11 protein-coding genes are annotated in these 13,629 nt (G+C 69.5%); 5 read left to right on the top strand and 6 right to left on the bottom strand.

Translation table 11 applies throughout. The features are described 5' to 3' along the window. Positions 1-55: 55 nt before the first annotated feature. The 3 genes from FMP39_RS02065 to FMP39_RS02050 all read left to right on the top strand — a co-directional run bounded on the left by FMP39_RS02065 (position 56) and on the right by FMP39_RS02050 (position 4,066). Positions 56-1,399 carry an AHH domain-containing protein gene (locus tag FMP39_RS02065; RefSeq protein WP_141588354.1) on the top strand — a complete coding sequence of 448 codons (1,344 nt, stop codon included), beginning with the start codon at positions 56-58 and terminating at the stop codon, positions 1,397-1,399. Positions 1,400-1,411: 12 nt separating this feature from the next. Beyond that, positions 1,412-1,984, top strand: coding sequence for a DUF1629 domain-containing protein (locus tag FMP39_RS02060; RefSeq protein ID WP_141588353.1), 573 nt, complete (start codon positions 1,412-1,414; stop codon positions 1,982-1,984). A 417-nt stretch (positions 1,985-2,401) separates the two neighbouring features. Next, the gene (locus FMP39_RS02050; RefSeq protein ID WP_228557566.1) at positions 2,402-4,066 is read left to right on the top strand and encodes a type VI secretion system contractile sheath large subunit; all 1,665 of its coding nucleotides are present in this window, start codon (positions 2,402-2,404) and stop codon (positions 4,064-4,066) included. A gap of 2 nt (positions 4,067-4,068) precedes the next feature. Here FMP39_RS02050 and FMP39_RS02045 read toward each other — a convergent pair whose 3' ends face one another. The 3 genes from FMP39_RS02045 to FMP39_RS02035 form a co-directional block, all read right to left on the bottom strand. Then, positions 4,069-4,599, bottom strand: coding sequence for a GNAT family N-acetyltransferase (locus tag FMP39_RS02045; protein WP_141588351.1), 531 nt, complete (start codon positions 4,597-4,599; stop codon positions 4,069-4,071). Positions 4,600-4,691: 92 nt separating this feature from the next. Next, positions 4,692-6,008, bottom strand: a complete 1,317-nt coding sequence (locus FMP39_RS02040) for a PQQ-binding-like beta-propeller repeat protein (RefSeq protein WP_141588350.1) — start codon at positions 6,006-6,008, stop codon at positions 4,692-4,694. 35 nt (positions 6,009-6,043) lie between these two features. Then, the gene (locus FMP39_RS02035; protein ID WP_141588349.1) at positions 6,044-7,291 is read right to left on the bottom strand and encodes a phosphatidylserine/phosphatidylglycerophosphate/cardiolipin synthase family protein; all 1,248 of its coding nucleotides are present in this window, start codon (positions 7,289-7,291) and stop codon (positions 6,044-6,046) included. A 146-nt stretch (positions 7,292-7,437) separates the two neighbouring features. Here FMP39_RS02035 and FMP39_RS02030 point away from each other — a divergent pair, with 146 nt between their 5' ends. Both FMP39_RS02030 and FMP39_RS37285 read left to right on the top strand, forming a co-directional pair. After that, entirely contained in the window at positions 7,438-8,166 is a 729-nt protein-coding gene (locus FMP39_RS02030; RefSeq protein ID WP_228557565.1) for a hypothetical protein, read from the top strand. Positions 8,167-8,321: 155 nt separating this feature from the next. Further along, the gene (locus FMP39_RS37285) at positions 8,322-8,492 is read left to right on the top strand and encodes a hypothetical protein (protein WP_194858196.1); all 171 of its coding nucleotides are present in this window, start codon (positions 8,322-8,324) and stop codon (positions 8,490-8,492) included. A 97-nt stretch (positions 8,493-8,589) separates the two neighbouring features. Here FMP39_RS37285 and FMP39_RS02025 read toward each other — a convergent pair whose 3' ends face one another. The 3 genes from FMP39_RS02025 to FMP39_RS02015 all read right to left on the bottom strand — a co-directional run bounded on the left by FMP39_RS02025 (position 8,590) and on the right by FMP39_RS02015 (position 13,349). Continuing rightward, on the bottom strand, positions 8,590-9,810 hold the full coding sequence (locus tag FMP39_RS02025) for an ABC transporter permease (RefSeq protein WP_141588347.1): 1,221 nt from the start codon (positions 9,808-9,810) through the stop codon (positions 8,590-8,592). Between the two features lie 19 nt (positions 9,811-9,829). Further along, positions 9,830-11,056: an ABC transporter permease gene (locus FMP39_RS02020; protein ID WP_141588346.1), complete on the bottom strand. Its 1,227-nt coding sequence runs from the start codon at positions 11,054-11,056 to the stop codon at positions 9,830-9,832. A gap of 289 nt (positions 11,057-11,345) precedes the next feature. Then, entirely contained in the window at positions 11,346-13,349 is a 2,004-nt protein-coding gene (locus FMP39_RS02015; RefSeq protein WP_228557564.1) for a lysyl oxidase family protein, read from the bottom strand. Between the last annotated feature and the right edge of the window lie 280 nt (positions 13,350-13,629).

The following is a 13,629-nucleotide window of genomic DNA, read 5'->3' as shown; positions in this document are numbered from 1 at the left end:
TCTTGTATTCCTGGCCTTGTCTCGCAGGAGCGCGCCCCGGAACCGGAGGACTTGGATGAGAGCGCATGCGGTCATCTGGCTGGTGCTGGCGCTTGCCGTCACAGGCTGTTCGACCACGCGACTCGTGCGCCTGGACACTGGAGACGGGCCTCCCATCGTCCACACGCCCTTCGCGGAGGACGGCGACGGGCCCGTGGAACTGGCCGACGATGAATTCGAGGAGACCATGGTGGCGCTCGCCCAGGGTGTGCGGCCCTTCGCCAATCCCCTGCGAGAGGCCCGCCGACTCTTCGGCGTTCCCGAGCGAAGCGGCGTGTACCTGTACGAGGGGCGCGGCCCCCGGCTCATCCCCCAGGACGAAGAGAAGGACCCAGGCGGTCCGCGTCTCCTGGAAGTCTACGCGGATGACGAACTGACGCGCGCCTATGGCCGCTGGTGCGAGCGCAAATCGCAGCCCGGTGACTGCCTGCGCCTGTTGTCAGATGGCCCGCTGCTGGCCAGCGACGGCAAGTACTCGCTGGCCATGGCCATCGCCATGGACTCGGTGTGGGAAGAGACTGCAGAAGCGCTGGAGGACATGACCGACCCACAGGCGCTGCTGGCGACGGTGAGTGCGTCGGTCAGCATGTACCTGCTCCTCTGGTCGCTACCCGAGCCCGTGAGCAAGGGACTGGCCGCCCTGCTGACGGCCTCGGCCATTGCCTACCTGGGCGTGGATACCGTGTGGCGCATTCTGGACGGGTGGATGGCGCTGGTGCGCGAAGTGGACCGGGCCACCACCTTCGAGCAACTCGGAGAGGCGGGCGAGGCGTACGGCGAAGTGCTCGGGGAGAACGCGGCGCGCGTCTTCGTCATGCTGGCCACGGCGGCGATAAGCCATACGGCGGGCCTGGCGGCGCAGTCCTCGAGACTGCCGGGCTCGGCGCAGGCTGCGCTCGCGGTGGAGACGCAGGCGGGCTATCAGTACTTGACTATCGGAAGCGTGCAGTCGGTGGCGATGACAGCCGAGGGCTTCACTGTCGCACTGGCGCCCAACGCGGTCGCCATGGCGACCCAAGGCATGAGCGGCGGCCGCCCCGAAAACCACCACCTCGCGACGAACAAGAACGGCGTCTCCACCGTGCGCGGCGGGCCCTGGACGCCCCGGTTCAAAAGAATCTTCAAGAAGGCCGGGATGAAGCTGGAAGACCCTGAGAACATCGTGCCCGTAAAGGGCCACAAGGGCCCCCATCCCCAGAGGTATCATGAGCGGGTCTACGCACGCCTGGAGGAAGCGACGAAAGGCTGCCGGAAGATGACCGAGTGCCGGGAGGCCTTGGTCAACGAACTCAGACAACTTGCCAAGGAAGCCGCCGCCCCGGGCTCCGGCTTGAACAAGCTCCTCACTCGAACCGAGTGATACCGAGGCGCCATGATGGCCAAGAGGTACTTCCAGCTCGCCGACAACGTTTCCATTCCGGGCCGTTGGGAGTTGGGCCACCCCGGAGATGCGCAAGGTCACGAAGTAGACGACCCTTGGATGTTCCGGGAGGGCCATCCCGTGGAGGTGAGCCAGCGATTCACGGTTCCTATCGAGGAGCCGGGCAAGGCCCTTGATTTTTCTCTCGCGGGCTTCAGCACTCCCGTGGTCAGCGCCAGCGTGGCCAACATCTTCCTGGAGATGGCTCCCGAGGACGTGCAGCTCCTCCCCGTGGACATCCGAGACCACCTGGACCCGTGTTTCATCCTGGTGGCCACGAAGCTCATTCGCTGCATCGACGACGCAGCATCGGAAGAGGTCCTTTACTGGCGCCCGGAGGATGGGCGGCCCGAGAAGGTGGGGCAGTACCGGGATGTCTACGGCATGCGCGTCGACCTCGCCCAGGTTGGCAACGCCCAGGTGTTCCGCACTTGGGGCTGGTCCATCGCCCTCATCGTCTCCGAGGACATCAAGCAGGCTTTGGAGCGTGCGAAGGCTACCGGCGTGAAGTTCACACCGGTGTAGTTCGCGCAAACGCCCCCCTGTCCCCTGCATCCCACGGCTTCCGGGCCGAGGCCCCCCAGGGCCCCGACAGCGACGCGGAAGGCCGGGCGACGGAAGACATCCTGAGCCGGGGATCGGACGGCGGAAGGAGCTGAGCCGCTGAGAGGAGAGAGGCGCATGGGGAAGCGGGTTGGAGGGCTGCTGTAGGCGCCCCACGCACCAGTAGCAGCAGGTGTGTCAACCGTCGGGAACCCTCGTGCACCCGCCAAGTCCCTGATTTCGCTTGAGTCCCTGGAGCGCCCGCGTCCCGTGAGGCCCTGGCCCCTGGCGACTGCCGCCAGGGGCGGTGGTCGCAGTCACCAGGCTCCGTCCGGCAGCCGTGCCGACATGCTGGCGCGCTAACGTAGCGGCCTTCTCGTCGTGGAGGGGATGCGGGACATGAGCCAGAACGGAAGCAGTGCCGAAAGCGCGCGCGTGCGCTGGCTGGTGGTGGGTGCCTTCTCCCCGTCCCCCTCGGGTCGGCGCTTCCCGCTCACGGTGAACACCTTCGGGGATGAGCTCACGCGCGCCGCCAGCGGGCTCCGCGTCACCGTGGCGGACCGGCTGGGCGCGGGTGACACGCGCACCGTCGAGCTGTCCTTCGACCGGCTGCGCGCCTTCAGCTACGCGGACGTCATCACCCGCGTCCCGGAGCTGCGCGCCCTGCAGCACCTGCACGAATCACTGTCCACGTCCGACCCGCTGCGCACGCTGACGCCCGACGAGGCCGCCACGCGCGTGGCCACCGTCACCGGCCCGGGCCGCCTGCCGGACGCGATAGCCGAGGCCCTGCGCGCGGCCTCCACGCCGCCCGCCCCCACCGCGCCGGCCGCTCCCACCGAATCCGGCGAGGACCTGGTGGAGACGCTCCTCAGCCGCGCCGACGCGAGCACGCCCGCCGCCGCGTCTCGCGCGGTGGATGCCTTCCTGCGCGCCATCAATCCGCGCGTGCCCGCCACGCCCGCGCCCGTCGTCACACCGGAGGCCGCCACCCGGCAGACGGCCCGGGACCTGGTGGAGGAAGCGCTGCTCCTCACGGCGAAGGACCTGCTCGGCGCCGAACCCGTGGCCCACCTGGAGTCCGCGTGGCGCGGCCTCAAGTGGCTGCTGGACCAGGTGCCCGCGTCCTCGGGCATCTCCGTGGAGGTGCTGGACGTGGCGCGCGCCGGGCTGCTGGACGCCGTGCAGGGCGCGCTAGGCGCCGAGCCCTTCGAGCGCCCTGACGCCGTCTTCATCGTGGATGCCACCGACGACGTCGCCCTCCTGGGCAAGCTCGCGGCGATGGGCGAGCGCGCTCAGCTCCCGGTGGTGGCCGCCGTGTCCGCGCCGCTCCTGGGCGTGGCGCACGCGGAGCTGGCCGTAGCGCTGGAGGAGGAGCGCGAGCACGCCTCCGAGGCCTGGACGGAGCTGCGCCAGGACGAGTCCGCGCGCTGGCTGTGCGCCGTCATCAACCGCGCGGTGGTGGCCAGCGAGGGTCGCGGCATGGCCAAGCGCGTGAGCTTCACCAGCCCCGCGCTGGCGGTGGCGGCGATGCTGGCGGCCAGCTTCCGGGACACCAGCGCCTTCGCGCGCATCATGGGCCAGCAGGGCGGCCTGAAGGCGCCGGCCATGTGGGAGCTGCCCACCGGCCGCGATACCGGGCTGAGCATTCCCACCGAGCACTTCCTCCCCATCCGGGCGCAGGCGCGGCTGGAGGAGCGCGGCATCCTGGGCCTGGGCAGCGGACGCAACGCGGACGCGGTGCTGCTGGCCGCCGCGCCCATGGTGTTCGGCGGAGGCTACGCGGTGCCGCTGCCCGCGCAGCTCCTCACCGGGCGCATCGTGCGCTTCGCCACCTGGGTGCGGGACCAGCTGCCCGCGGGCACCGGCGGCGACGACGTGGACGCCATCTTCTCGCAGGCCGCGGAGGTGTTCCTCTTCCGGGGCGCCACGGAGAACGGGCAGCTGCGCGGCCAGTTGGTGGCCACGGACAACGGCCGCGGCGTGCACGTCACCGCCACCGTCCGCCCGGAGCACGCGGGCACGCGCTTCCAGCTCGCCTTCACCCTGCCGCTGCGCGGCTGAAGTCAGTCCTTCTTGAAGCGCAGCACGTAGCCTTCGAGGAACACCGTGGGCAGGTCCATGTCGCCCACGGGTTCGCGCACGAAGCCGCGCCGCTGGTACATGCGCCCCACGCCCTCCGCGCCCCTGCGGACGTGGAGGCACACGGCGTCCACGCCCCACTCGCGAGCCCGGGCCTCGGCGGCGTCCAGCAGGGGCTGGGCCAGCCCGGTGCCATGGTGGCTCACGGCGGTGGCCAGGCCGCGCAGGTCGGCGGCGTTGGGCAGCCAGGCCTCGGAGCCAGGGGCGCCGGGCTTGAAGAGCGCGACAGTGCCCACCACCTGTCCGTCCAACTCGGCCACCAGCACGGTGGCCACCTTGCGCCGGGACGCGACGTCCCGCAGCTCTCGCTTGCGCTCGTCGCCATAGACGACGTCCGGGAGCTTCTTCGCGTACTGGGTGAGGAAGGCCTCCACCAACAACTCCCCCACCACCGCGTCATCCTCGGGCCGCGCCTCGCGAACGAGGGCCCGCTCTACGACATGCCGGGTGTCCATGGCCCGGAACTCTACGGCCGGCCGCGCGCCCGCGCGATTTCACCCCGGCCAGCCCCGCTCATGTCTGCGAGCAGGCCGACACTGCGTCGGCGTCACCACGTGCCCAGGGTGCCAATCAGGTTGCCCGTCTTCGCGTCGAAGACATCCAGCCACACCCAATGAGGGACATAGACGCGCCCACCGTGCACCCTGATCTGGGACACCCCCGAGCCGCTCTTGGAGTTGGGGATGGGGACGTCCCATCCCACGCGCCCCGTCAGCAGGTCCCTACGAACGAGCTGCTCCCCGCCCTCCTTCAACGCGTAGACCATGAAGAGCGCGTCCTCGGAGAAGTCGACGACGTCCACCGTGGACTCCTTCACGTTCCTGGGGTCCATGTCCGCGACGTTCTCCGTCCACAGCGCGGCCTTCTCGCCCCGCCGGAACACCGCCACCATGGGCACCCGGCTCCCAGGACTCCGTTCACCCATCGCGACGTCCAGATCCTCGAGCTTGTAGACGTGCTCCGCCTGGAATCCCGGAACGGCGGGAAGGTTGCGCGGGCGCACACAAGGGACGGGACTCTTCCTGAACACCGGAACGAAACAGAGCTGGTGGTTCCATTTGACCGGCGCGCAGGGGGGCGGAGGCTCGATGGCGGGCCGGGCGGTCGCCGTCTTCGTGTTGAACGAGAGGTTCTGCCCATCGACCACCTCGACCCAGACGGACTCGGTGTCGTCCTTCGGGATGCAGAGTCTGTTGGGCTTGTCCGAGAGCGCCACCCGCCCGAGCGGCTTGCCCGTCTTCGGCTCGAGGAGGTGCACCGCGCCCGGCTCACTCATCACCACGCGGTCACCCTGGTGAACGACGTGCACCGCGCCGGACAAGTCCGAGGCCGTCCCCTCGAGGTCCGCTTCCCAGAGCAGCTCGAACGACTTCCCATCGAACGCGGCAACCTGGTCGCGCGTCTCCGTCTTTCCGGGAACGGAACTGTGGCGACGGATACGGCCGATGATGTCGGCCGTTCCGTCGCCGTTGAGGTCCACGGCGAGGGGAACACCCTGGGAGTTCCATTGGAACTTCGCCTTCTTCTCCGCCACGGGTGGCGGCACAGCGACGACGGGAGACAGCCCCGGGACGCTCGTGGGGGTGGGCCCGTCGGTGGACTCCGTGGCGGAGCTGAAGCTCAGGAAGGCCACGAGCCCCGCCATGAAACAGAGCGACACGATGCCCCCCACCACCAGGGCCGCCGTGTTCGCTCCCGTCCCCGTCACGGCCGGTGCCTGGTACTCGGGACGCGGCGCCTTCTCGCCCTGCGTGTCGATGGAGGCGTTGCAGTAGCCACAGGTGTAGAGCACCCGGCCTTCCTCGAGGACGATGGGCGCATGACAGCGAGGGCAACGGGGCGATGTTGGACGGGCACGAGCCATGCCCGGTTTCTATCATCCAGCCCTGCACTGCTGCGTCAGAGATAGTTGCCGATGAACCACGGCAGCCGCTCGCCCAGCTTCTGCAAGAGCCCGCGCCGCTTCCACCCGCTCCAGTGGATTTCTCGCGAGTGGCGTAAGTCTTTCTCAAAAGATGCGGCGAGCTGTGCCGCCAGCGTGGGGTCCTCCACCACCACCGAGCACTCCTCCAGCGTCGTCAACGCCAGCGGGTCCATGTTGGTGGAGCCCACGACGGACAGGGAGTCATCCACGAGCATCGTCTTGGAATGCATCATCGACAGCTCGTACTCCCAGATGCGCACGCCGCCCTCCAGCAAGCGCGCATAGGACGCCCGCTGCGCCGCGTGCACCGGCCCCACGTCATGGTGCCGCCCGGGCACCAGCACCCGCACGTCCACGCCTTGCTTCACCTTCTCCAGCAACATGTCACTGATGGCGTCGGAGGGAATGAAGTAGGAGTTCGCAATCCAGAGCCGCTCCTTCGCCGCCGCGATGGTGAGCAGCGTCATCCGCCGCGCGTCCGACAGGAAGCGGTTGTCCGTGCTGGCCACGAAGCCCGCGCGCGCATCCCCCGCGTAGCGAGGCTCCGGGAAGTCCGTCGCCGGCAGGAAGTCTCCACCCGCCTCCTGCCAGTTCTGCGCGAAGGCGACCTGCATCTCCCGCACGGCCGGGCCCTCCACGCGGATGTTCATGTCGCGCCAATAATCCGCGCTCTGCGCATTGCCCATCCAGCTCTTCCAGATGCCCCAGCCACCGGTGATGCCCACCTCGCCATCCCGCACCACCATCTTCCGGTGGTTCCGCGCCCTCAGGCGGACCGCATCCAGGGCCACGAAGTCGCCTTGGATGGGCCGGAAGTAGCGCGCGTCACAGCCGCTGGCCGCCAGCGCGGGAATCACCGCTTCGAAGTTGACGCTGCCCAATGGGTCCACGAGCACGCGGCACGCCACCCCAGGCCGCCGCGCCGCCAGCGCCCGCACCAGCCGGTCCGACGGCTCACCGGGCCGCCAGATGTAGCTGGTGATGTGGATGCTGGTGCGCGCGGCGAGAATCTCCTCCTCGATGGCGTCGAAGATGAAGCCGTTCTCCACCAACTCCACGCGGTGGCCCGGCACCAGCGCCACGCCCAATGACTGGAAGAACGCGAGCGAGCGCGCCTCCGGGCTGCTCCCCGGCAACGCGCGCAGGCGCAGGTCATGCCGGTGATTGGGAGCGTGGCACCCGGCGGCAATCAACACCACGGGCACGAGCCAGGCGAGCTTCACCGCCGGAAACTAAGCGCCCATGGCCCGCGGCGCACCTGCCGATGTCTCACGCAAGACACCCCGAGACGCGCGGTGGGCACATCTCCACCGTGAGGGTGGAAGCCACTGCCCCGCGTGCGCACCTTCGGGACACACCGCGTGTCGCCATGCCCAACGTGCCCTCACTCCGACGCCCCATCACCGCGTGCACGCTGCTGCTGGGCTGCCTGCTGTCCGCCGTGAGTCACGCGGCGGCCGCGGACGCACCGCTGCGCGACACGCCACCTTCTGAAGCACGCTCCAGGTACCTGGACACGCCCGCCGCCCCTTCACCGGAAAAAGCAGCCGTGCCCACGTACATCGAACCGGAGGACGTCCCGCTCCCCAAGGGCGCATGGGTGGCGCACGGCGGGCTCGCGCTGCTTCCCGCAGCCGGCGTCTGGGGCGCCAGCCGCGTGGGCGGGGACACGCGCGTGGGTGCCACCGCGGCGGAGACGGCGGCGGGAATGCTCCTGGGCGCCATCCCCTCGCGGCTCCTCTTCTTCCGTCCCGCGGCGCCCAGCCCGGGGCGGTGGATGGAGCTGGAGACCGTGGCCTTCGGCGGCGGCTTCGTGCTGACACCGCCGCTGACGGCGCTCGGGACGTGGGGCTTGGGCGAGCTCGCCTTTGGCGAGAGTCACCATCCAGGCCGCGCCTACCTGGGCGCGCTCGGCGGCGCGGCCCTGGGCACGCTGCTGGCCGTCATCGTCCACGAAGCCCTGGTGAAGCTGTCCAAGCCCAGCGCCCGCTTGAAGGGCGGCCGTCAGCTCATCGGCCTGGGATTCATCGGCGTGGGCGCGACGTTGGGCTATCAATGGGCAGGCGGCGGACCTCGCCCAGACGGACACACGCGATAGTTCTGCTGCGTCTGTTTCCACACGCACGCGTTGTGCACCGCCCAAGTCCTTGCAGTCTCAGACGCAGTGCGTGTGACACGTGGGGCATTGTGATTGTCAGACCCGGGCTCCACACTCCGCCGCGCTGTACGGACACCGCTGTTGGAGAGACCGCAATGACTGCTCGCAAGCACCTCCGTATCGCCGTCGTCCTCACCGCCGCTGCCGCCGTGCTGGGCCTGGGAATCACCATGACGCCGGCCACCGCCGTCGCCGATGACTGCCAGCCGCCCTGCTACAAGCACCCCATCACCGGTGAGTTGATTTGCGGCACCCCGTGTCCGTAATCCCCGGACATACGTGCTGAAACACCTGGGGCCTCTTCCGCACCGCGCGGAGGAGGCCCCGTTTCATTCCCAGCCACCCTGCGGCACTGGCGTGGCGTCAGTCCGTCCGCATGGCCTCCACGGGGTCCAGCTTCGCGGCGCGCGCGGCCGGGTAGATGCCAAACAGCAGGCCCACGCCGCTGCTCATGCCCAGCGACAGCATCACCGCCCAGGCCGGCACCTGCGCGGGCAGCCCCACCATCCACTTCGCCAGCTGCGCCAGGCCCATGCCCAGGCCCACGCCCAACGCGCCACCCACCAGCGACAGCACCACCGCCTCGATGGCGAACTGCGCGAGGATGCGGCGCTTCTTCGCGCCCAGCGCCTTGCGGATGCCAATCTCCCGGGTGCGCTCCGTCACCGCCACCAGCATGATGTTCAGGATGCCGATGCCGCCCACCAGCAGCGACAGCATGCACACGCCGAAGCTGGCCGCGGAAATCACCTTCGAGATGTTGTTGAACATCTCCGTGGCGCTCTCGTTGGAGAACACGAAGAAGTCATCCTCCTCCAGCGGCTTCAGGTTGTGGCGCCGCCGCATCAGCAGCGTCACCTCGTCCTGCGCGCGCTGGAGCATCTCCGCCGACTGGGCCTGGACGCTCACCCGGTAGTTGCGCACCCCGAACAGCGCCTTGTAGACGGACAGCGGCATCATCACCTGGTTGTCCTGGCTGCCTCCGCCCATGAAGCTGCCGCGGCGCTTGAGCGTGCCAATCACCTGGAAGCTGCGCCCCAGGATGCGGATGTTCTGCCCCAGAGGCTGCACGCCCGGGAACAACGTGTCCGCCAGGTCCTGGCCAATCACCGCCACGCGGCGGCCATCCAGGTACTCCGCGTCCGTGAAGGGCCGCCCGTACTCCACCACCACCGAGTTCGTCTGGAAGTACTCCGGCGTGCCGGCCCAGATGGTCACATTGGGGCGCGACTCGCGCTGCTGCGTGGACACCTTCTGTCCACCCTTGGAGTCCTCCGCCGCCGCCAGCAACACCGACGGCTGCAGCCGGATGGCCTCCAGGTCGCCCTCGTTCAGCCGGGGCCGCCGCGCCAGCTCCGCCAGGGACAGGTTTCCGCCGAAGGGCAGCCGCTGCACCTGGAAGCAGTCGGAGCCCAGCTCGGACATGCTCTCGTTCACCTGGATGCGCAGGCCCTCGATGAGCCCCATCATCGACACCACCGTGGTGGCGCCAATGACGATGCCCAGCAGCGTCAGGAAGGAGCGCAGCAGGTTGGAACGGAACGTTCCGAACGCCAGCCGCAGGGTGTCCCAGATTGCCATCATCGCCGCCGTCTCCCGTCCGTCACTCGTGGCGAAGCGCTTCCACCGGGTCCAGGTTCGCCGCCCGCGCCGCCGGCCAGATGCCGAACAGCAGCCCCACCATCGCCGCGAACCCCACGCCAGCCACTACCGTCAGCGGCTCCACCGCCGCTGCCAGCGGCGTAATCAAGGACACGATGCGCGCCAGTCCCAGGCCCACCACCGTCCCCAGGGTGCCGCCCAGGGCGGACACGCAGGAGGCCTCCATCAGGAACTGGAGGATGATGGTGCGCTTGCGGGCCCCCAGCGCCCGGCGCACGCCAATCTCCCGCGTCCGCTCGCGCACCGACACCAGCATGATGTTCATGATGCCGATGCCGCCCACCAGCAGCGTGATGAGGCCCACGCCCATGGCCGCGCCATAGAGCGCCCCGGTGAGCTGCGCGTACATGCTGGCCAGTTGGTCCGGCCGGTTGATGGCGAAGTCGTCCGGCAGTCCCGGCGGCGTGTTGCGCTCCCGGCGGAGCACCGCGGTGAGCTTGTCCACCACCGCTGGCGCATGCTCCGGCGACGTGAGGGCCACGGCGATGTTGGGTGAGCGCTTCTTGCCGAAGTGCGCCAGGAAGGTGCCGGAGGGCACCATCACCACCAGGTCCTGGTTCTCTCCCAGGATGGTGCCCTTGGCCTCCAGGGTTCCCACCACGCGGAAGGGCTTGCCCTCGAAGAGGATGCGCTGCCCCACCGGATTCACTCCGGGGAAGAGCGAGCGCACGAGCTCCGCGCCGATGACGGCCACCTGCGCCCGGTTGTCCACGTCCGCGTGGGTGAGGAAGCGGCCCCGCTCCAGGGTGAACGAGCCCACCGTGGCGTAGTCCGGCGTGGTGCCCACCAGCAGCACCGAGCCGATTTTGCGGTCCAGGAAGCGGCCCTCCACGCGCTCGAAGAAGAGCGGCGCCGCGGCCAGCACGTGCTCGGACGCGTTGATGATGGGCGGCACCAGGTCCGCGCTCAGGTCCTTGCGGTTGCGGTACGACCACCAGTCGCCGTTGAGCGTCCAGGGGAACTTCGAGATTTGGAGCGTGTTGGCGCCAATGCTCGAAAGCTGGTCCTCGAAGGAGCGGTTGATGCCCTGGATGATGCCGACAATGGCCAGCAGCGTGCACACGCCCACGCCAATGCCCACCGTCGTCAGCACGGTCCGCAGGCGGTTGGAACGGAGCGAGAACAGCGCGATGCGCGCCCCCTCCCACACATCGACCCGGATGCTCACGTCAGATTCTCTCCGCTGCGTTGCACGTCGCGCTGGTTGGTACGGGCCTCGGAACGGGTGATTGCATGCGACATTCCCTCGGTGCAAATCCAGTGTGCTGGAAATCCGTCTGAGACCCCGCGCGAGGCCGTCCTCGGCCCGCCAGTGTAGGTGTCCCACTCCCAGGACGTGCCGGCCCCCACCCCCGGCATGCACCCGTGTGGCCGCCCCTGGCCTCCACGCGAGGTGGGAACGGAAGGCCGCTGGGACACCGCGCCAGGACGGCGGCACGGTGTCCCGGGCCTCATGATTATGGGACCACGGTCACGGAATCGCCCTGGATGCGGACGTTCAGGATGGCCTCGTTGGGGAGCACGTCCGCTTCCTCGATGATGTCCTGCTCATCCACGCCCACGCGCAGGGAGTACGTGCCGTCCGTCAGGTCGGTGATGTCAATCCACTGGCAGGGGATGTCGGCGACGTAGATGTCCGCCCAGCCGGCGGAGATGCTCATTCGGTCCAGCGGGAAGTGGAAGGGCGCCGCGTCATCGCACTGGCGCTGGTAGTCGACCAGATAGAAGCCCTGCTTGCGGCCCTCCACGACCTCGTTGCCCTGCGCGTCCCGCAGCACGTACTGGGCGAAGTTGGTGAGGTGTTCGTGGCCGTGGCACTCGTCCCAGACGTAGAGGTCCGGCCGCTCGTCCATGTTGGGCACCGAGGCCGCCGCCGCGCCCAGGTTCTGGATGGAGGTGCTGAAGCGCAGCAGGCGCCGCTCACCGGGCGCGGGCACGCAGCCCTCCAACATCTCACAGGAGTCCGCGGCGAAGGTGCGGCGCTCCACGTACAGCGTGCGGGCCAGCACGTCCGCGTCCACGGAGAGGTCCGGCTTGCCGTGCGCCGGGTCCAGCGTCAGGCCACAGCCCGCCACGGGCGGCAGGTGCGGCGCCGTGGCCGGCTCCGCGGGCACCTGGCCACCGCCGAAGATGACGACCCGGCCCCCCGGCCCGTCGACGAGCCCTGGCGAAGGCGCAACGCCCGCCACCAGGTCATCGAAGCGGTCGCCGTTCAGGTCTCCCGGCGCGATGACGGTGAAGCGGTGGAAGCCTTCGTACCCCTGCGGCAGGGCGTCCGCCCGCGGCCAGGACCACACGGGGCTCAGCGCCGAGGACACCCCCTCCGCCGGCGAATAGAAGTACAGCCTCCCCTCGGAGCCCGCGACGAAGTCCTGGCGCTGCCCATCCCCGTCCACGTCCCCTACCGCGGTGATGGTGGCACCGAAGTTCGCGAAGACGGGGTCACCCATGGCGGTCCACGTGGGCGCGGAGGCATAGCCGCCGCCCGCCTCCGACAGGTGGAGCCGCACCGTGCCACCGCCCGGCCCCGTGAAGCGCTCTGGCACCCCGTCCCCATTCACGTCTGGGAAGAGGCTCAGCGTCCGGCTGTCCACCGTCCAGAAGGGTTGCGCCGCGAGCCCGCCGTCACACGGCCCGGAGCTGCCGGCCTTGCAGCCATGGAGCAGCGAATAGACGTCTCCCATCGAATCCAATAGCAGGAGGTCCTGTGCGCCATCCCCGTCCACGTCGCCCGCGCGATAGACAGCGCCGGTGTAGAGCGGCTCCGTGCGCTCCACCAGGGTGAAGGGCCCTCCCGGCGCGCCGGGCGTGGCCAGGAAGACGGACAGCGCCAGCCCCTTCACGCTGACCACGTCATCCAGGCCGTCCCCGTTGACGTCCGCGAAGACGGCGTTGTTGTACACGCCGCCGCCGGGCACCACGAACGCGGGCTCGGTGAAGACACTGGCCAGGTCCGTCTGGCCCTTGAAGACGAGCGCGCCGTACTGGCCGGAGACGAGCACGTCCGCGGAGTCATCCCCGTCCACGTCGCCCGTGCTCACCGTCATCCGGGTGCCATTGGTCCGCGAGTTCGCGTTGCGCCAGTCCATCACCGCCGTCACGCCCTGCGTGGAGAAGTACGGCGCCTCGCCCGCGAAGAGCGACACCCGGCCGGGGTCTCTCGTGAGCGAGAGGCACGGAGGCGCGGCGACGACCAGGTCCTTCTGGCCATCGCCATTCACGTCGCCCAGCGCGATGGAGCGGCCGAAGCAGCCGGTGGCGTGCGCGGGGTCGTGCTCCACCTGCCAGAGCGGCACCTCGGAGAGGAACGTGCCTCCGTCCCCGGCTCCCGCGTCGCCTCCGTCGGGCTGCCCGGCATCCGGCGTTCCCGAATCAGGGTCCCCTGGCTCCACGGGGTCATCACATGCGCAGAGTGAAACGGCCAGCAGCGAGGACAGGGCGACAGCGCTAATGCGTTGCATGGGGTGTGGTCCGGGAAATGCGTCGCGGGCCGGTCCCTCGCGACGTCTGGGATTGGACGTCCGCAGCGTAGACCGTTCACTTCACCCAGCGCGAAGTGCTTGCCCGGTGCGGGGCATCTCCCGGCGCGCGCCCCCTCGCGGCACCGGAACGGGCGCAATCTTGCCGCCGCACGGAAACAGCTGGTGCCGCAAAGGGACTCGGCCGGTGGCCGTCTGGTAGGAACATCCCCACCTTTCCCCTGGCGCCCCCTGACCCGGGAGCCACCGCGCCCCATGGCCC

Source organism: Myxococcus sp. AB056, from assembly GCF_006547365.1.
GTDB lineage: Bacteria > Myxococcota > Myxococcia > Myxococcales > Myxococcaceae > Myxococcus > Myxococcus virescens.
Note: the sequence above shows the minus strand (reverse complement) of the source record. Positions and strands in the feature narration are given on the sequence as shown.